The organism is Megasphaera sp. AM44-1BH (assembly GCF_003467125.1).
Taxonomy (GTDB): Bacteria; Bacillota; Negativicutes; order Veillonellales; family Megasphaeraceae; genus Megasphaera.
This window is the reverse complement of record NZ_QSFA01000002.1, coordinates 220,057-238,768: the sequence shown is the minus strand read 5'-3', so window position 1 is coordinate 238,768 and position 18,712 is coordinate 220,057. Positions and strand designations below refer to the sequence as shown.

Sequence of the window (18,712 nt, the reverse complement as noted above, 5' to 3'; positions counted from 1 at the left end):
GAAATCCCTAAAGCCCTTTTATTAAGCAATGTTCAAGTGACGTTTCATTATAGCATAGAACGATTTTTTTTTAAAGACACCCCTTGTCCATTCTATCAAAAAGAAGCTGCACCAAAAGGAACTATAGTGAGCCCTTTTGGTGCAGCTTCCCCGCGCTTTCTGCTATTCGTTACCAGACTGCGGCAGATCACGGTTGGTACAGATGCGTCCCTGACGTCTGCCGATAGTGCCGATGATTTCGTCCACTCTGGCCGGGTCTTTTTCCATGCCCGTCGCCGCCCGGACGAGATTTTTCAGATAATCCCAGTCCGTAAACGACCTTGCCATGACCGTAGACGCTTCCTGATTTCCTCCGCCATGAAGCGCCATAGCCGTCCAGTTGGAGCCGCGGGCCATATGTTCGATAAACCGGCCGGCCCGGAGACGATCCATTGCCGTATAAGCCGGATTGCCCGGATTAAACGCTTTCTGACAGAGTTCCCCTACTTCTTTGCTGCGCATATCCAGTTCAGACGGTGCCGTTTCCCCAAAGCCAGCCAGAATATCCCGTGCCAGCCGCACTGCTTCAAATGGCATCTGCGTACACGTATACTTGCAGGTATGGGACATGAGCGGATTGGGAATCCAGAAGCCGCTGGGATGCTGGAACCCTTCAACACCCGATGCCAGTGACAGACCATATACCGTTTCGGCCGTCATGGCCATCTGGGTCAGTTTCGTGCGGATATGTCCGGCTTTCTGTACGCCGATCATATCAGCAATGAGGCTGGCCGCCCCGCACAAGGCCGAACAGCCGCCGGCCTTGCATCCACCAGCTGTCAGCCGGTGTACAGCGGTAAAATAACTCAGCAGGCGACCGACATATTTCGTCTCGCCACACATAAAGACGCGGTCATTAGGTACAAATACATGGTCAAAGTATACCAGAGCCTGATGGTCAGCATATTTTTTGCCAAGATCGATTCCTTCGATATCGCCTCCGACTTCAAAGAAGCGTTTATCCTGTGGCGTACGGCCCAGTACAAAGGTCAGGCCCGGCGTATCAGCCGGCACGGCACAGGCCAGGGCAAATGCCTTATCTTCGGGCCGCATATTCGTCGTCGGGACGATGACGATTTCATGGGCGAACAGAATGCCCGTCTGATTGCATTTGTAGCCGCTGATGACAATGCCGTCATCCCGTACTTCATTGACGTGGACGTACATATCTGGATCAGGCTGCTCATGGGGAGCCAGCGTGCGCAGTCCTTTGACATCGGTCACCGTAACCGTACAGGTCAGGTCGTTACGCTGTACATAGTCGAGAAATTTCATGAAACGGTCAAAATACCGGGTTCCCAGATCGTGATCCATGTCATAGCAGGCAGGTCCCAGCCCGGCAAAGGCTTCTGAACCGGTACAGCGGTGGGTACAGCAGCCGACGACTTCAGCAAGAGCCCGGGCAGCCCGTGTTTTTCGGTTGGCATCTTCTGCGGACCGCAGGGGTGCATTGTAAATACTGACCGGCTGTCCGCTTAGATGGGATGGCACAGTAATCAGGTCTTTCCATTCCGGACGGCTCTGCAGGTCATAAATAGTGGAAATAGCATTGAAACTGGCCGCCAGTGGCGGGAATGTCGTCAGGTCTTCAATCTTTTTGCCCAGGAAATAGACATTCATCGGTTTGCGGGCACGGATACTGGCTTGAAATTGTTCTTTCGTCATTAACATAGCAATTCCTCCTTCCCTGTCCATTCACAATGTCACACAATGATATGCATCTTTTTGGCAGCCTCTGTTAATTCTTCCCGGAAAGCAGGAGCTGCAATGCCAATCAGCGCTCTGGCCCGCTGGGAGCAGGTCAGGCCTTTCAGTCGGGCCATGCCATACTCAGTGACTACATAATCGACATCATTTCTCGTCGTGCTGACACAGGCCCCTTCTGTCAGGACCGGTTTGATTTTGGATACTGTCCCTTTTTTGGCCGTAGCCGTAAAAGCGAGGAACGATTTCCCGCCTTTAGAAGCAGCAGCCCCGCGTATGAAATCGACCTGTCCGCCTACCCCACTATAGTTCTTTGTCCCCATCGTTTCCGAACAGACCTGGCCAAACAGGTCGATTTCAATGCACGAATTGATGGAAATGACCTGATCATTCATGGCAATGACGCGGGGATCATTGACATAAGAAACGGGCAGGAAGGCGACGCCCGGATTATTATCAATAAAATCGTATGTCCGGCGGGATGCAAAGGTGAAGGTCGCAACAGAGGTACCGCGATGGATCCGTTTACGGCTATTGGTGATGACTCCGGCCAGAGTCAGGTCCACCATGCTGTCACAAAACATTTCGCTGTGTACGCCCAGATTCCGCTTATCAAGCAGACTTTGTGCTACCGCATTGGGTATTCCGCCGATTCCCAGCTGCAAGGTGGCACCATTGGGAATCTCTTCGGCAATCATCTGTCCGATGGCAAGGTCCATATCGCTGACCGGTGGCGGATCGACCACGGTAATGGGTGTATCATTTTCCAATATGCCATCTACTTCCGAGACATGAATAAATGACCCAAAGGTCCTGGGCATGGTGGGATTTACCTCGACCAGCACTTTTTCTGCATGATGCCGTACCTCGCTCAGATCAGCGGCCGTTCCAAAACTAAAATATCCATGTTCATCCATAGGGGACACAGTGGCATAAAACACATCCGGTTCCGGCAGGACACTGGTCCATACCTGAGGCACCTGGCTGTAATGAGCCGGCATATAATCGCCCCGCCCTTCCCAGATCATATTCCTGTCGAAGGCACTGACAAAATGAGAAATATGGTAAATATACTTCTCCATACCGGGTTTCATGTACTCCTGCTGCCGGAGAGGAAGGAGTACACAGTGGCGGATATGTTCCAATTCCAGTTCAGGTGCATATGCAGCCAGTGCCTGGAGAATCCCTGTCGGTTCCGCCACCTGCCCTGTGCTGACACAGACATCGCCCTGTTTGAACTGCCTGGCCATGGATTCAGCCGTCATCTTTTTTTCTTTGTATATACGCTGCCATTGATTCATCATGTCCGCCTCCTCTTCTCTCCATTCAGCATGACCCGGGACAGGATACCCTTTCCTCTCCCTCTGTAAATATATATGAAATAATCGTACCAGTTATGAATAAACAAAAGACCGGCATGGAATGCCTCCATTCCGGCATAGGCAAAAAAGAAGCGTTTCCCGATGATGTCATTCTGCATCATCAGGAAACGCTTTTTCAGAAATAGTGCCCGGACTGTGACAAAATGCCCTGTACAAAACAGGCTTTCTGATGCAGCATTGCATCAGAAACTATGCAATACTGCATCAATACCCTGACGTCAGCCAGAACAGCTCACTTTTTTCTTCCCAGAGACAGCCCGTATTTCTGCATTTTCCGGGATATAGTAGACTGATCAATATGCAGAATATCTGCCATAGCCCGTGTCGAATGACACTGGTCCGCTGTCATCTGCAATATTTTCCGTTCCACTTCGGCCATGGTCTGATTCCATGGAGCCAGGCGGCGGATAGTGACAATAGCTTCACTCTCTTCCATCTGGATCTGACTGATGAAATCTTCTGGTTGCAGGTCATCCCCTTCGGTCAGTATGACCAGTGTTTCAATGGCATTTTCCAGTTCCCTGATATTGCCGGGCCAGTCCTGTACCATTAGGAGACGGCAGAGTGCCGGCGTCAGTACTTTATGCTTTTCATATTTCGCATTGAACGTATGGAGAAACTGCGTGGCCAGCGGTATGATGTCCTCCCGACGTTCCCGCAGCGGCGGAATGTGGATATGGATGACGTGAAGCCGGTAATACAAGTCGCTCCGGAACGTCCCCTGCTGTACCATGTCCCACAAATTCCGGTTCGTCGCAGCAATAAGACGGACATCGACATGGATAGACCGGGCAGCGCCGATACGCTGTACTTCCTGATTCTGTATGACCCGCAGCAGCTTGGCCTGGGCTGCCAGGCTCAGCTCTCCTATTTCATCGAGCAGGAGAACGCCCTGGTCCGCCAGTTCAAAAAAGCCGGCCTTTCCCTGCCGCCTGGCCCCGGTAAAGGCACCGCTCTCATAGCCGAACAGCTCTGATTCAAAGAGTTCCTCGGGAATGGCACCGCAGTTAATCTTCAGGAATGGCTTATCCCTCCGCCGGCTGCGATGATAGATTTCATTGACGACGACTTCCTTTCCCGTCCCCGATTCTCCCGTAATCAGCACCGTCGAATCGACATCGGAAACGACTTCGATGAGATGCATGACCTTCTGCATCGCCTGGCTGCGGCCGATGACCATATCCTCAGAATGACTGCTCAGTACGGCGACTTTGCGGATAAATTCATTCATGTGCTTCCGCTGTTCTTTGAATTTCTCCCACAAGATCTTCCATGCCGATACATCCTGGATATCTACGACGAGACAGCGCATCTGATGATTGCGGTCCAGTCCGGGGGTAGCCGTATAGACGAGTTTCCGCCCTTTATATTCTACGAGAGAGATGCCGTGCTCCTGTTGATGAAGGGCCTTGTCCAGCAGTTCCTGGGGAATCTGTGTTTCTTTCATGATCATCTTTATGGACTTGCCCAGTATGGTTTTCCGGTCCAGTCCATATAGGGATTCAAAACGGTGATTGACCCGTTTTATCATGCCACGGGAATCAAGCACCAGAAGCCCCGTCGGACCGGCTTCGAGCACAGCATCGATTTCCTCAACGACATCGCGCACGACATTCAGCTCCTGGACGGCACAGGAAGATACGCACGATTCGTGGACGATGAGAATACTGCCCCGGCGATGCTGTTTTATCTGCCAGGGACGTATATGGCAGATAAAATCGCGGGATGCAGCTGTCACCACATAGCGTCCTTCACAATGAACGACATCTACGGTTTCTCCCAGCTTTTTTATGATTTCCCGGCACGAACCGGGCAGCCGCCGTTCAAGGTCACAGGCAGCGCCATTCCAGTATACGGGAGTTCCTTTTTCATTTACCAGTATGAGGATACAGTACACTGCATCGGTAATCGCCATAAAATCTTCACGGGTTAAGGCCAACGGTCTGGTAGTCATCGCCATACACCTCCGGCAGTAGCAGAAAACGTGCATCGCCGTATTGTTAACAGCTCTACACTTTTATTATACCAAAAAAGGCCCGTCTCTGTCCTGCAGAGCATAAAACACTTTGTATCAATCGGAAGAAAACAGATTCACTGGACTTTTCTCCTCGTTTCGCTGTTTACGAACGACATTTTTCTTAGTATAATAGTATGTACTGTATTTTTTGATTATTCGAATTCATGAGGTGGAACATGTCATTAGTGGATGAAGTAAATAACCGCCGTACCTTTGCCATCATCTCGCACCCTGATGCTGGCAAGACGACATTGACTGAAAAACTGCTCCTCTACGGAGGTGCCATACATCTGGCCGGTTCTGTCAAAGCCAGAAAAACAGCAAAACACGCCGTATCAGACTGGATGGAAATCGAAAAGCAGCGTGGGATTTCAGTTACCAGTTCAGTTCTTCAATTCGATTACGAAGGCCATCATATCAATATTCTCGATACACCGGGTCATCAGGATTTTAGTGAAGATACGTACCGCACGCTCATGGCCGCTGACAGCGCCGTCATGCTTATCGATGTTGCCAAGGGCGTCGAAGCCCAGACGAAGAAGCTGTTCCGGGTCTGTAAGGAACGGGGCATCCCCATCTTTACCTTTGTCAATAAAATCGATCACTTTGGCCGCAATCCCTTCGACCTGATGGATGAAATCGAAAACATCCTGGGCATCCATGCCTATCCCATGAACTGGCCTATCGGCCTCAATGGCAATTATCAGGGCATCTACGACCGGACGACGGCATCCATCGAACTCTTTGAAAAAGATACATCTCACGGCCAGCGCAAACTGGCATCGACCAAAGGCTCTGCCGATGATCCTATATTCAAGGAACTTCTCGACGACGACGTACATCAGGGGCTTATCGACGACATTGAACTCCTCGATATGGCCGGTGACGAATTTGATATGGAAAAAGTAAAGAACGGCCAGCTGACACCGATGTTCTTCGGTTCAGCCATGACCAATTTCGGCGTCAAACCGTTCCTGGAAGAATTCCTGCGTCTTGCTCCGCCACCCCAGCCCCGTCCCTGTGCCGAAGGCATCGTCGAACCGACGTCCGATCAGTTTACGTCCTTCGTATTCAAGATTCAGGCCAATATGAATCCCCAGCATCATGACCGCATCGTATTCATGCGCATCTGCTCCGGGCAGTTCGAAAAAGGCATGACCGTAACCCATCGCCAGTCCGGGAAGACACTGCGTCTCATGCAGCCCCAGCAATTTCTGGCAACAGAACGGACCATCGTCGAAGAAGCCTATCCCGGAGACATTATCGGCGTATTTGACAATGGCACCATGGGCGTTGGCGATACGCTGTACTCGGGGAAAAAGAAGGTCACCTTCAGAGATTTTCCGACGTTCCCGCCAGAACTGTTCGCCCGGATCCGTGCCAAAGACTCTATGAAGCGCAAACAGTTTCTGAAAGGCATGACCCAGCTGGCCCAGGAAGGAGCCGTACAGATTTACGAAAACCTCGGTTCCATGGAAAGCTATATCGTAGGAGCCGTTGGCCAGTTGCAGTTTGAAGTCCTGGAATACCGGCTGAAACACGAATACGGCGTCGATCTGGAAATGAATACCCTGCCATACACCGTAGCCCGCTGGATTCAGACCAATGGCCACGACTATAAGGAACTGAAAAATATCGACAGTGCCATGATCGTCAAAGACCATAAGCAGCGCGTCGTGTTGCTCATTGCCAACGAATGGCAGACCAACTGGATCGTCGAACGGAATCCGGACTTTACCTTCTGCACGACACCGGATGAACTGGCTATAGACGAACCGGATGAGGAATAACATTTCAGATTCCACATTATACGTCAGACTTTGAGCATCAAACGCAAAACAGAGGCTATCGCATTACGTATCCTTTTACCTAATGCGATAGCCTCTTTATTTTTCTTTATTGAGATTTTCTTTATCGAGATCTTCCGAGATTTTGCGGAGTACTTTTTTCGCCCGCTGGCGGCGGTGCCAGTACCAGAGTCCCCCATAAATCACTGTAATGGCAATAATCAGGATGGTCAGGCGCATGGTGTGGTCTTCGAACATGACCACATCGTGCCCTACAAACACTTCACAAGCTACGGATGGGAGCTTGCCGATAAAACATCCCAGGATATAATCGCGGTAGCTGATGTGACTCAGGGCTCCCAGGGCTGTCACCAGCCCATTGGGCGAATACGGAACAGCACGGGCTATGGTCATGGCCTGCCACGTACTGTAATGATCCAGTTTGCTGAGCATTTTACTCTTTTCTATGACTTTTTTTGCCTTGCTACGGAAAAGAGTCCGCATGAAGAAGAAACTGATAATGACACCGATTGTTTCGGCAATCCAGGAAACAACGGTCCCCTGGAACACGCCGAATACGACGCCGTTTGCCGTCGAAATAAAGATGGATGGCAAAAAGCCTACGATGTTGATGACAATATCAATGATCATACTGACAGCTACAGCCCAGATGCCGAAAGACCGTAAATAGGCTATAGTTCCCTGCATATTGCCGCTCGTCGAAAGGGCCCAGACTGTACGGTAAAAATCAGGAATAGCCAGATGGATACCAGCCAGTACGACGAGAAGCATGCCAAAAAAGCCGATTTTTACATGCGTTTCGTTTATTTTCATAGTCCTCATACTTCTTTTTTTGTATTCCGTTCCCTGACAGCTGCCATTTCGGCAATCCGGTCATGCTTGAGCTTCGTCAGGTACATGGAACCACCAATAATTAAAGCGCCGCCTGCTACGGTGAGCAGGGTCAGCATTTCCCGGAAAATGACAAATCCCCAGAGGGCATTGAAAAAAACGCCGATATACGATACAAAACTGACGACGACCGGATTAGCCATAGCATAGGCATCGGTCATCCAGATCTGGGCAATGACCGTAATCAGTCCCAGAGCAATATACCAGCCCCATTCCTGCAGATTGGGAACGAGGAAACTGCCGCCCAGTATCATGAGCACAGCTCCCGACAGGGCCGCACAGACCAGGAAATACAACACGATTTCATAGGGATGATGCTTCCCTGAATCGGTCAGTTTACTCACTGTCGTATAGGCACCGGCAGCAAACACAGCCTGGGCCAGGGCAAACAGGGAGTATACATTGAAGGAATCAAAATTCCATGGCCGGACGACAAGACAACCGCCGGCAAAAATGACGACAAGAGGGAGTTTCGCACCTTTCGGCAATACTTCTTTCAGGAAAATCGCTGCAAAAAGCATGACAAAAAATGCCGATAACTGGGAAATGATGGAAACGTCTGCCAGAGGCATGCCCCGGAGGGCATAAAAAATGCATATCATCCCCGTACCACCCAGTATGCCGCGCAGCCAGAGCGTGGGCCGGTCTTCGCGAGATAAGTGGACGTGATTGACCCGCATCAGTCCCAGGATAAGAACAGCACTGAGAAAACCGCGAAAAAACGCGATTTCCCCAGTGCTCATGGTATACGACAACTCCTTGACTATGACATTCTGAATGCTGAACGCCAGAGCTGATAAAATGGCATACACAACGCCTTTATTCATATAAAACCAGAGCGCCTCTTTTCTATTGCTTCTTGCTGATATCGTCAATAAAGGACAATACCGCCTGCTTCATATCTTCTTTTTCAATAGTGTCTGCAAAACGGACCGGCTTCTGCTGCAATGCGGCCAGCGGTTCCGGCAGGGCGATGCCGGTCAGACTGCTGATAGACTGGAGCATGGTAAACGGATCGTCACTGGACGGCAATGCCAGGGCCTTGCAGATGACTGGTGGGAATTTGTACGGATGGGCCGTAGACATGATGACCGTATGACGGCCCTGGTCCAGGCCCTGCTTGTGACGGTTCAGATACACGCCATAGGCGACAGCCGTATGCGGATCCAGAAGATAGCCAAAATCATTATATACGTGATTGATGACGGCTTCTGTTTCGTCATCGTCGATCCAGCCGCCACAGAATTCCTGTTGCAGCCATGCCAGTTCCGCTGCATTTACGGCCATCTTTCCCGTTTCCTGCAGATTCTTTTCCCACTGGGCTACACGCTGGCAGTCGCCCTTTGCTACGTAGAATAAAAAGCGTTCGAAATTACTAGAAAGGAGGATATCCATGGACGGGCTGTCTGTCGTATAGAAATCGCGGTTCATATCATAGACACCAGTTTCAAAGAAATCCGCCAGGACTTTATTGCGGTTGGATGCACAGATGAGCCGCCCGATATGAGCCCCCATCTTTTTGGCAAACCAGCCAGCCAGGATATTGCCGAAATTTCCTGTAGGCACGACGACATCAAACGATTCATCGGGACCGATGACGCCATCATCTACGAGGCGTACCCATGTAGAGACATAATAGGCAATCTGCGGGAAGAGGCGGCCGATGTTGATGGAATTGGCACTGGAAAAGAGCACGCCATGATTATGGGCATAGGCATTGACTTCTTCGCTCGTAAAGACCCGTTTCAAAAAGCTCTGGGCATCGTCAAAATTCCCGTGGATAGCGCTGACACGGACGTTCCGGCCTTCCTGTTTCTGCATCTGCTGTTTCTGCATGGGGCTGACGCCTTCGCTGGGATAGAAGACCATGATATTCGTACCATTTACATCCTTGAACCCTTCGAGAGCTGCTTTTCCCGTATCACCACTGGTTGCAGTGAGGATAAGAATATCCCGTTTTTCTTCTTCCTGCACCTTGGCTGCCGTCAGTAAATAGGGAAACAGGGATAAGGCCAGATCTTTGAAGGCCAGCGTGCGGCCATGGTACAGTTCCGCAATAGAAAGGTCCGTGTCAATCGAATGGAGAGGCACGATGCGGTCATCACGGAATGTCTGGTCATTGTAAGCGGCATCAATCATTTTCTGCCGTACTTTGGGAGTAAAATTCGTAAAAAAGTACGATAACACGGCATCGGCAATTTCCTGATACGATTTTTCTTTCAGGTCTGTATAAGACAATACCTGTTCCGGGAATGTTTCCGGGACATAGAGCCCGCCATCCCGGGCCAGGCCATGTAATAAGGCATAGGACGGAGTAACTGTTTCTTGAGAACGAGTACTTCTGAAATTCATGGGACCCTCTCCTTTATTTCATTCAGTAATAGTAGGCCAAATCTGCTGTTTTATTATACCATACTTGACTGGCGGCGTCAGCCTCGCCAGATGCATGTGTGTCAGACGACCTGAAATAAATAGAACTTCAAATAATTCGTTTCTGGTACATTCCAGAGAATGGGATGGTCCGGAGACTGCTGGCGCGCTTCAATCTGGCGCAGATGAACACCGGCATCGGAAGCCGCATCGGCCAGCATAGACCGGAATAAGTCATCGCGCATGAAATGGGAGCACGAACAAGTAGCCAGATACCCGCCCCGTGGCAGCAGCTTCATGGCCTTCAGATTGATTTCCTTATAGCCCCGGATGGCATTACGCACCGTATGGCCCGATTTGGTGAAGGCAGGCGGATCGAGGATGATGAAATCATAGTCATGATTTTTATGGTCTGCCAGATCCGTCAGGAGGTCAAACACGTTGGCCTGCCGGGCCGTAACCTTGTCTTCCAGTCCGTTGCGGCGGATATTTTCCCGGGTCATGGCAACGGCTTCGTCTGATATATCGACGGCAGTCACACTTGCCGCGCCGCCTCTGGCAGCATTTAGGGCAAAGGCACCAGTATGAGTGAAGCAATCCAGCACATGATGACCTGTTGCAATTTTGGCTACAGCCAGCCGGTTATATTTCTGGTCGAGGAAAAATCCCGTTTTCTGTCCGTTTTCTACGTCCACGTCATATAATATACCGTTTTCATCGATAGTCGTAAGCACACTGCCCGGTTCCAGCAGATAGGGTGCACGGTACCAGCCTTTATACTGCTCCATCCCATCCAGTTCACGGACGCGGACATCGTTACGTTCGTAAATGCCACGCACAGTGACTCCCATAAGGCGCAGCTGTTCAGTCAGTGCCTTGAAGATAACCGGTTTTACTACATCCATGCCATAGCAAAGCGTTTGAGCCACAAGCAGGTCATTGTAGCGGTCTACAGTCAGGCCCGGCATTTCGTCGGCATCGCCAAAAATAAGACGGCAGCAGGCAAAATCCTTTTCTCCCATTACCGTCCGGCGGTACGCCAGCGCATACTGGACACGGCGCTGCCAGAAGGCTTCGTCGAAACGGTCGTTAGCATTATGCGATACGATGCGGACGCGGATTTTAGAAATATCATTGGCAAATCCCGTTCCCAGGTATTTTCCTTTTTCACTGAGGACATCTACCAGGTCCCCCGTCTTGTATTGCCCATCGACATGGGTCACTTCTTCTCCATAGACCCAGGGATGGCCGCTGCGGGCAGCCCGTTCTCCTTTGCGGGTCAGATATAATTTGGCGTATGGTCTCATATGACTCCTTTATACTATACGAAAATGGTAAACAAAAGATAAACCAATTATAAGGTTATTGTTAATTATGTCAAATATCAGCCGGAAGTGCAATAGCCAGTCGAGAAAACAAGGCCAGGACCGCTGCATGACAGCGTTTCCCGGCCTTGATGGAATACAAGGGTTTATTTGGCCTGCAATTTTTTGATTTCCCGCTGAAGAACAGGCATGACTTCAAATAAATTACCTACGATACCATAGTTGGCAAATTTGAAGATAGGTGCATTGGGATCGGTATTGACTGCTATAATCAATTCCGCTTCTTTCAGCCCCAGCTGATGCTGGATGGCACCGGAAATTCCCAGGGCAATATAAATCTTAGGAGCGATTTTTTTGCCTGTTACGCCAATCTGGGCATCATGGGGCATCCAGCCGTTATCGACAAGCGGTTTGGAAACGCCTAAGGGAGCGCCGATGGAAGCTGCGAAATCAGCCACCTGTTTCAATCCTTCTTCATCTCCTACACCCCGGCCTGCGCCAACGACCAGGTCAGCCGTCTCAATAGTCAGAGTTTCATCGAGAGGAGGCAGGCTTTCAAAGGCTGTCACCTTCTGGGAGGCCGTGCGCGTACCAGGAGCCATATCTTCTTTAATAATTTCTCCGGTCCGGCTGCTGTCAAACGTATTTCCCCGGAAAATCCGTTCTCCGATAGTCGCCAGCTGGGGCCGCGTCGTCGTCAGGATCTTGACAAATAATTTTCCTGTATAAGCCGGCCGTATCCAGGTCAGGCTGTCGTCATCCCCTTCGTACCGGCAATCGATGCAGTCAGCAACGAGGCCCAGATTCATAGCGGCAGAGAGCCGTCCGCCCAAATCACGGCCATCGGGAGATGCACCGATCAGCATGGCGCTGGCTTCGTATTTGGTCAGGATCTGCTGGACCGTTTCCGTATACAAAGAAGCATTAAACGATTCCAGTTCCTCACGGCTGACTACAACCGCTATATCGGCACCATAGCCGATAACTTCAGAGGCAGCTTCTTCTGCCCCGTTTCCCACGAGGAGCGCCATCAGGGCTTTGTTTCTGCTGTCAGCCAGTTCCCGGCCTTTTCCCAGTAGTTCCAGGCTGAGCTGTGACGGTTTTCCATCTACCAATTCTATATACACCCAGATATTGTGTTTCTTTTCCATAACCCTGCGCCTCCTTATATCAGTTTTTTCGCTTTCATATCTGCCATCAGTTTCAGGACAGCTTCTTCGGCCGTATTGCCATCAATCATGATGCCGACAGCATGTTTTTCCGGCGCAAATAATTCGGTGACATCTGTTGCCGAGCCGGCACTGCCCGATTCGGCCGGGTCAAGACCGATATCTTCCAGCCGCCAGACATCAAAGACGGCCTTCTTTGCTTTCATTTTGTTGCGGATACTGGGAGAACGGGGCACATTCATCGATTCCATGACTGAGCAGACTGCCGGAAGCGCCGCTTCTACCGTTTCCATTCCGCCGCGATTCTTACGCGTTGCCCGGACTACGCCGTCTTCTGCGGTGAGACTTTCCGCATAGGTAATGAGATTAAATCCCAGATGTTCTGCAATAGCCGGTGGAATTTGTCCCGTATCGCCGTCGGCCGATTGTTTTCCTGTCAGGACCAGATCGACAGGTGCCAGCTTTTTGATGGCCAGAGCGAGGATTTTCCCTGTCGCCAGCGTATCCGATCCGGCCATCCGTTCGTCAGACAGGAGGACGCCGCCATCGGCTCCCATAGACACACCTTCCCGCAAGGCTTCACTGGCCATAGCCGTCCCCATAGAAACCAGGGTCACTGTACCACCCAGAGTTTCTTTTATGGCAAGGGCCGCTTCAATAGCATTTTTGTCTACAGGGTTCAGCATAGTCGGCGCTCCCACACGAACCAGATTATGATTCTGCCTGTCAATCTGGATATCTGAAACAGCCGGTACTTGTTTAATCAGTACTACGATATTCATACAACACTCCTCCTTTATCTTAGCCGGATTACTTATGTATTTATTTTATATATATTATCTCACGGTCACATGAATTTATCAAGAAATAATGTTTATTATTTTATAAAAAAATAGGCAAATTAAAAGCATCCGTAAACGGATGCTGGTTCATATTGCATATGCATACATTGTCTGGTCATCTTACAAATAGCCACGCTCACACAGGCTGACAAATACGCCGTCGCCGATGATGATGTGGTCCAGGACAGGAATTTCCATGACATCACCGGCCTGCACCAGGCGCCGTGTAACGTCTATATCTTCCTGGCTCGGTTCGGGATTGCCACTGGGATGATTATGCAGCAGTACTACGGCTGCCGCATTGCACTGCAGGGCATAGCGGAACACATCCCTGGCCTTGGCCAGGCTGGCATTGATTGTCCCTACCGTCAGAGTCTGGACGCGCAGGAGCTGGTTTTTCGTCGAAAGGTATACGGCAGCAAACCGTTCTTGCGGCAGAAAGCGCATGTCCTCCATAACGTATTCAGCGATGACCTGGGGAGAACTGAAATCGGGATTATCGCGGCGTACCCGGCAGCGGACGATGCGCCGGCCGAGCTCTACCGCCGCACAGAGAGTGACGGCTTTATCCGGGCCGATACCGCGGATACGGCATAACTCATTCAGGGTAATTTCACCGAGGCAGCCCAGGTTGCTTCCCGGCAGGGATGACATCAGGCTGCGGGCCACATCCAGAACGGAGCAACCCCGTGTGCCGGTCCGCAGGAGAATTGCCAAAAGCTCTGGATCGGTCAGCATGCGTGCGCCGTGCTGGATCAGTTTTTCCCGTGGTTTTTCCCGCGATGACAGTTCTTTGAGACAAGTCATTCGATGATTTTTGCCTTCTGGAGCATCGTGTAGACCTGGGACAGGGGCAGGCCGACTACATTCGTATAAGAACCATTGATTTTTTCAACGAAAACAGCCGCCTTTCCCTGGATACCGTAAGCACCGGCCTTGTCCAACGGTTCACCGGAGCTGACATAGCGTTTGATTTCACTGTCTTTTAACTTCCGGAACCAGACCTTGGTTTCCACCACTTTCGTGTAAGCCTTTTTACCCCGTACCAGTGCCATCCCCGTAAATACGGAATGTTTCCGGTCGGACAGCTCCTGGAGCATGCGGATGGCATCTTTTTCATGTTTCGGCTTGCCCAGGATTTCACCATCGAGGGCCACGACCGTATCGGCACCCAGTACCCACTGGCCCGGATATTTTGCCGATACATCATTGGCTTTGCCCAGTGCCTGGGCCAGGACAAATTTCGCGGGATCCTTCTTTTTGGGTACATCTTCTTCATAGGTGCTGGGATTGACCATATAGGCCACACCAATCTGGGACAGCAGTTCCCGGCGCCTTGGCGAAGCGGAAGCCAGAATTAGCATAACAAAAACCTCCTTATATACCAATTATAACCGGCGGAAAATAAGAAACGCCAGAATAATGCCAAGAATACTCAGCAGATTGGGGGCAAAATGAATGCCGAACTGAATCTGCATGACATATAAGTTCAAATTAACGTTCTGGATATTAAAAATTTCATAATGCTGGGACAGCAAAGGCATGAGACTGCCGAAGCTGACGTGGGACAGCAGTTCTCCCAGGATGCCTCCCAGGATACCGCCGACGACGATAAATAAAATAAAAAGCAGGACACTATGTGTACCTAATACTTTCATATGTACATCTCCTCTGCAGTAGCTACGGACTTCATTATACCGTTATTGCCTTCACAGCGCAATGATAAGACAGAAAAAGGCCGGTTTTCTCAGTTAATTTTAATATACTGAAAAAAGGCGGCCCATTTTCTCACTTTATTTTAATCTTACCGTTTCTTATTTATTTTTCTTCTGCATCTTGGCCCATGTATCCCGCAAGCCGACGATACGGTTTACGACGATATGGTCTTCTGTCGTATCGGGATCGATGACAAAATATCCTTCACGCAGGAACTGGAAGTGGTCGCCTGCTTTATACTGTTTGATGCAGGCTTCAGCCTTGCTGTGATACACATCGAGGCTGTGCGGATTAATCTGGGAGAGGAAATCCTTGCTGTCCGTTTCTTCTTCATCGTCGGTATCGGCATCTTTGAGCAGATAGTCATAGACCCTCGTTTCGATATCGACAGCATCATCAGCATTGACCCAGTGAAGTGTCCCTTTAACCTTGCGATTGGCATTTTTGCCGGTACCGCTCATGCTTTCCGGATCATGACTACAATGGATTTCTACGATATTGCCATCAGCATCTTTGATGACTTCTTCGCATTTGATGATATATGCATATTTAAGGCGCACTTCCCTGCCCGGAGCCAGGCGGAAGAATTTCTTTACCGGTTCTTCCATGAAGTCTTTGCGGTCAATATAGATGTTTTTGCTGAACGTCATCTGACGCGTACCCATGGCTTCATTTTCCTGGTTATTTTCTGCCGTAATGGTTTCAGTCTTGCCATCAGGATAATCCGTAATAACGACTTTGATGGGGTCGATGACAGTCATGATGCGCGGAGCCTTGAGCTTCAGATCTTCACGGATGCAGTATTCGAGGAGGGAAATATCGACGACGCTGTCGGCTTTTGCCACACCGATGCGGTCGCAGAAATCACGGATGGATTCCGGTGTATAGCCACGACGGCGGATACCGGCAATGGTCGGCATACGGGGATCATCCCAGCCGCTGACAATACCCTTTTCGACGAGGACACGGAGCTTACGTTTGCTCATGACCATCTTGGTCACATTGAGGCGGGCAAATTCAATCTGACGGGGCAGCTGGCCTTCCGGGTCTTCCCAGTCCTGGATACACCATTCATAGAGAGGACGGTGGTCTTCATATTCCAGGGTGCAGATAGAATGAGTTACCCGTTCTATCGCATCGGAAACAGGATGGGCAAAATCGTACATAGGATAAATGCACCATTTGTCGCCTGTACGGTGGTGGGATGCATGGAAAATACGATAAATGACAGGGTCACGCATGTTGATATTTGGGCTTGCCATGTCGATTTTGGCACGCAGGACCTTTTCGCCATCGGCATATTTCCCAGCCTTCATTTCTTCAAAAAGGCGCAGGTTTTCTTCGACGCTGCGGTTACGGTACGGGCTTTCCTTGCCTGGCGTATTGAAGGTGCCGCGATATTCCTTGATTTCTTCCTTCGACAAATCATCGACATAGGCCTTGCCCAACTTGATTAACTTGATGGCGTAGTTGTACAGGATGTCAAAATAATCCGACGTAAAGTACAGGCGGTCGCCCCAGTCGAAGCCCAGCCATTTTACGTCATTCATGATATTATCGACGTATTCGACAGTTTCTTTTGTCGGATTCGTATCGTCAAAACGCAGATTCGTAATGCCGCCATATTTCTGGGCCAGCCCGAAATTCAGGCATATCGATTTGGCATGACCGATATGCAGATATCCATTCGGTTCAGGAGGAAACCGTGTCACAAAACGCTGTCCGTATCTATTGGATTTGAAGTCTTCATCAATGAAATTTTCAATAAAGTTTTTTGCAATTTCAGTACCCATATAGTGTCGCTCCTCGCTATTACAATATAATACTCTCACATTGTATCATAAATATCGGTTCAACACTAGCATATATCAACGTCTTTCCCACTTTTCCAAGCATTTATAAAGTCATATTTCATGGACTGATTTTAATAAACAAGGGCATAGCAAGACGATTTTACTATGCTATGCCCTGTACCCTGACTTATAAGCTTTCTCTGAAAATTTCGATGATTTCCTGGCGGCCCAGTTTCTTATAACCGCCATCGAGAATTATCGTCGCATCCGCCAGCTCGTCTAGCATTGTTTCGTCAGCTCCCAATTCGCGAATCGACATGGCGACGCCGATTTCTTTCATCCACGCCTCCATGCAGGCCAGTCCTTCTTGCGCCACTTGTTCGTCCGTCTTGCCGGCTGCCTGGACGCCCCAGACGTTTTCGGCAAAGCGTTTGAACTTAGGCAGGCCATAGGGCAGGATATGGCGGTAATACGGCAGGGAAACGGCCGCCAGTGTCATGCCATGAGTCGCATTGGTATAGCCGCCAACGGCCTGTCCCAGCATGTGGACCATCCAGTCACTGGACTTTCCACAGGCGACGAGGGTATTCAAGGCCCAAGTAGCCGTCCACATGATGTTACTGCGGGCTTCATAATCCTGGGGATTTTTTATAGCTATACGGCTGGAATGGATGACTGACCGCATCAAGCCTTCACTGATGTAATCACTGGTCGTATCGTCATCGCCGGAGAAATACTGTTCGCAAATGTGATTGAAAATATCATAGATACCGGCTTTCATCTGGTATTCCGGTACAGTCATGGTATAGTGCGGATTGAGGATAGAAAATTTCGGCATCACCTCTTCACTGGCAAAGACATGACCGATTTTCTGTTTCGTATCGCTATTGGTAATGACCGAGCCAGCATTCATTTCCGAACCCGTACCGGCCATAGTGAGGACGCAGCCTACGGGGACGAGCTGGCAATCCGGTTCTTCAAAGCGGATGAAGTATTTGTCCCACGGGTCTTCGTCGCAATGGACAGAAACGGCGACCGCCTTGGCATAGTCGCAGACCGAACCGCCGCCGACAGCCAGCAGCAAATCAGCTTGATGCTGGCGGGCGATATCGATGCCTTCATAGAGTTTCTTCAGTGTCGGATTAGGCATGACCCCGGAAATCTCAACTACATTCTTGTTATTTTTTGTCAGGATGTCCATGACAGCCTGATAGATGCCATTTTTTTTAATAGAGCCGCCGCCATAGATGAGGACGACGTTATGACCATATTCAGGTAGCTCCTGATTCAAAAATTGCAGAGATTGATTGCCAAAGTAAAGTTTCGTCGGATTGTGGTATTTAAAATTTCCTAACATAATATATCTCCTCCCCTTAGTGCTGCGTCACTGCCATTACTTTTTTTAAGATATTGTTTTTCATGTAAATTATTCTCCTTAGAATGTTAAATGCACAAGAAACTGTTTTCGTATTCATCGCAAGTCCCCCTTGCTTGACTATAGTATACGACAGCCCATACATATATCAAATACCTATGGATTTTATTATTCCATGCTTTTTAACTATGGTTATTTTTATATTCCATCCCCACGAGGAACATTGTAAAGACGAGAGAATGGCCTTATACTAAATGAAAGATAGGAATCAATCGTTTCAG

At 49.7% G+C, this 18,712-nt stretch carries 15 protein-coding genes; 1 reads left to right on the top strand and 14 read right to left on the bottom strand.

The genetic code is table 11. From position 1 onward, the window contains the following. Nucleotides 1-162: 162 nt before the first annotated feature. From DW949_RS03285 to DW949_RS03275, 3 genes are all read right to left on the bottom strand, one after another. Nucleotides 163-1,710 carry a 4-hydroxyphenylacetate 3-hydroxylase N-terminal domain-containing protein gene (locus tag DW949_RS03285; RefSeq protein WP_158570628.1) on the bottom strand — a complete coding sequence of 516 codons (1,548 nt, stop codon included), beginning with the start codon at nucleotides 1,708-1,710 and terminating at the stop codon, nucleotides 163-165. A 32-nt stretch (nucleotides 1,711-1,742) separates the two neighbouring features. Then, nucleotides 1,743-3,047, bottom strand: coding sequence for an acetyl-CoA hydrolase/transferase family protein (locus DW949_RS03280; RefSeq protein ID WP_199595721.1), 1,305 nt, complete (start codon nucleotides 3,045-3,047; stop codon nucleotides 1,743-1,745). A gap of 310 nt (nucleotides 3,048-3,357) precedes the next feature. Beyond that, a complete protein-coding gene (locus DW949_RS03275; protein ID WP_158570627.1) occupies nucleotides 3,358-5,079 on the bottom strand; it encodes a sigma-54-dependent Fis family transcriptional regulator in 1,722 nt (573 codons plus the stop codon). 239 nt (nucleotides 5,080-5,318) lie between these two features. Between DW949_RS03275 and DW949_RS03270 the strand changes: the two genes are divergently transcribed. Further along, nucleotides 5,319-6,932 carry a peptide chain release factor 3 gene (locus DW949_RS03270; protein ID WP_118021845.1) on the top strand — a complete coding sequence of 538 codons (1,614 nt, stop codon included), beginning with the start codon at nucleotides 5,319-5,321 and terminating at the stop codon, nucleotides 6,930-6,932. Nucleotides 6,933-7,028: 96 nt separating this feature from the next. Here DW949_RS03270 and DW949_RS03265 read toward each other — a convergent pair whose 3' ends face one another. The 11 genes from DW949_RS03265 to DW949_RS03215 form a co-directional block, all read right to left on the bottom strand. After that, a complete protein-coding gene (locus tag DW949_RS03265; RefSeq protein ID WP_118021844.1) occupies nucleotides 7,029-7,763 on the bottom strand; it encodes a TVP38/TMEM64 family protein in 735 nt (244 codons plus the stop codon). Between the two features lie 5 nt (nucleotides 7,764-7,768). After that, complete coding sequence (locus tag DW949_RS03260) at nucleotides 7,769-8,668, bottom strand: DMT family transporter (RefSeq protein WP_118021843.1); 900 nt, start codon at nucleotides 8,666-8,668, stop codon at nucleotides 7,769-7,771. Nucleotides 8,669-8,690: 22 nt separating this feature from the next. Then, nucleotides 8,691-10,193, bottom strand: a complete 1,503-nt coding sequence (gene thrC, locus DW949_RS03255; RefSeq protein ID WP_118021842.1) for a threonine synthase — start codon at nucleotides 10,191-10,193, stop codon at nucleotides 8,691-8,693. 101 nt (nucleotides 10,194-10,294) lie between these two features. Further along, the gene (locus DW949_RS03250) at nucleotides 10,295-11,518 is read right to left on the bottom strand and encodes a class I SAM-dependent rRNA methyltransferase (RefSeq protein WP_118021841.1); all 1,224 of its coding nucleotides are present in this window, start codon (nucleotides 11,516-11,518) and stop codon (nucleotides 10,295-10,297) included. Nucleotides 11,519-11,682: 164 nt separating this feature from the next. Continuing rightward, nucleotides 11,683-12,687, bottom strand: a complete 1,005-nt coding sequence (locus DW949_RS03245; RefSeq protein WP_118021840.1) for an electron transfer flavoprotein subunit alpha/FixB family protein — start codon at nucleotides 12,685-12,687, stop codon at nucleotides 11,683-11,685. A 14-nt stretch (nucleotides 12,688-12,701) separates the two neighbouring features. Further along, nucleotides 12,702-13,487, bottom strand: a complete 786-nt coding sequence (locus DW949_RS03240) for an electron transfer flavoprotein subunit beta/FixA family protein (RefSeq protein WP_118021839.1) — start codon at nucleotides 13,485-13,487, stop codon at nucleotides 12,702-12,704. A 180-nt stretch (nucleotides 13,488-13,667) separates the two neighbouring features. Next, on the bottom strand, nucleotides 13,668-14,354 hold the full coding sequence (radC, locus tag DW949_RS03235; protein ID WP_118021838.1) for a DNA repair protein RadC: 687 nt from the start codon (nucleotides 14,352-14,354) through the stop codon (nucleotides 13,668-13,670). Next, nucleotides 14,351-14,911 carry a nucleoside triphosphate pyrophosphatase gene (locus tag DW949_RS03230; protein WP_118021837.1) on the bottom strand — a complete coding sequence of 187 codons (561 nt, stop codon included), beginning with the start codon at nucleotides 14,909-14,911 and terminating at the stop codon, nucleotides 14,351-14,353. The genes radC and DW949_RS03230 overlap by 4 nt, the downstream gene beginning before the upstream one ends. A gap of 24 nt (nucleotides 14,912-14,935) precedes the next feature. After that, a complete protein-coding gene (locus tag DW949_RS03225) occupies nucleotides 14,936-15,205 on the bottom strand; it encodes a DUF4321 domain-containing protein (protein ID WP_118021836.1) in 270 nt (89 codons plus the stop codon). 156 nt (nucleotides 15,206-15,361) lie between these two features. After that, complete coding sequence (locus DW949_RS03220) at nucleotides 15,362-17,056, bottom strand: glutamine--tRNA ligase/YqeY domain fusion protein (RefSeq protein WP_118021835.1); 1,695 nt, start codon at nucleotides 17,054-17,056, stop codon at nucleotides 15,362-15,364. 187 nt (nucleotides 17,057-17,243) lie between these two features. Further along, nucleotides 17,244-18,413, bottom strand: a complete 1,170-nt coding sequence (locus DW949_RS03215; protein ID WP_118021834.1) for an iron-containing alcohol dehydrogenase — start codon at nucleotides 18,411-18,413, stop codon at nucleotides 17,244-17,246. Between the last annotated feature and the right edge of the window lie 299 nt (nucleotides 18,414-18,712).

Excerpts from the sequence above, each read along its gene's own strand:
- DW949_RS03285 (WP_158570628.1), bottom strand. The coding sequence starts at position 1,710 with ATGTTAATGACGAAAGAACAATTTCAAGCCAGTATCCGTGCCCGCAAA.
- DW949_RS03280 (WP_199595721.1), bottom strand. The coding sequence starts at position 3,047 with ATGATGAATCAATGGCAGCGTATATACAAAGAAAAAAAGATGACGGCT.
- DW949_RS03275 (WP_158570627.1), bottom strand. The coding sequence starts at position 5,079 with ATGACTACCAGACCGTTGGCCTTAACCCGTGAAGATTTTATGGCGATT.
- DW949_RS03270 (WP_118021845.1), top strand. The coding sequence starts at position 5,319 with ATGTCATTAGTGGATGAAGTAAATAACCGCCGTACCTTTGCCATCATC.
- DW949_RS03265 (WP_118021844.1), bottom strand. The coding sequence starts at position 7,763 with ATGAAAATAAACGAAACGCATGTAAAAATCGGCTTTTTTGGCATGCTT.
- DW949_RS03260 (WP_118021843.1), bottom strand. The coding sequence starts at position 8,668 with ATGAATAAAGGCGTTGTGTATGCCATTTTATCAGCTCTGGCGTTCAGC.
- thrC (WP_118021842.1), bottom strand. The coding sequence starts at position 10,193 with ATGAATTTCAGAAGTACTCGTTCTCAAGAAACAGTTACTCCGTCCTAT.
- DW949_RS03250 (WP_118021841.1), bottom strand. The coding sequence starts at position 11,518 with ATGAGACCATACGCCAAATTATATCTGACCCGCAAAGGAGAACGGGCT.
- DW949_RS03245 (WP_118021840.1), bottom strand. The coding sequence starts at position 12,687 with ATGGAAAAGAAACACAATATCTGGGTGTATATAGAATTGGTAGATGGA.
- DW949_RS03240 (WP_118021839.1), bottom strand. The coding sequence starts at position 13,487 with ATGAATATCGTAGTACTGATTAAACAAGTACCGGCTGTTTCAGATATC.
- radC (WP_118021838.1), bottom strand. The coding sequence starts at position 14,354 with ATGACTTGTCTCAAAGAACTGTCATCGCGGGAAAAACCACGGGAAAAA.
- DW949_RS03230 (WP_118021837.1), bottom strand. The coding sequence starts at position 14,911 with ATGCTAATTCTGGCTTCCGCTTCGCCAAGGCGCCGGGAACTGCTGTCC.
- DW949_RS03225 (WP_118021836.1), bottom strand. The coding sequence starts at position 15,205 with ATGAAAGTATTAGGTACACATAGTGTCCTGCTTTTTATTTTATTTATC.
- DW949_RS03220 (WP_118021835.1), bottom strand. The coding sequence starts at position 17,056 with ATGGGTACTGAAATTGCAAAAAACTTTATTGAAAATTTCATTGATGAA.
- DW949_RS03215 (WP_118021834.1), bottom strand. The coding sequence starts at position 18,413 with ATGTTAGGAAATTTTAAATACCACAATCCGACGAAACTTTACTTTGGC.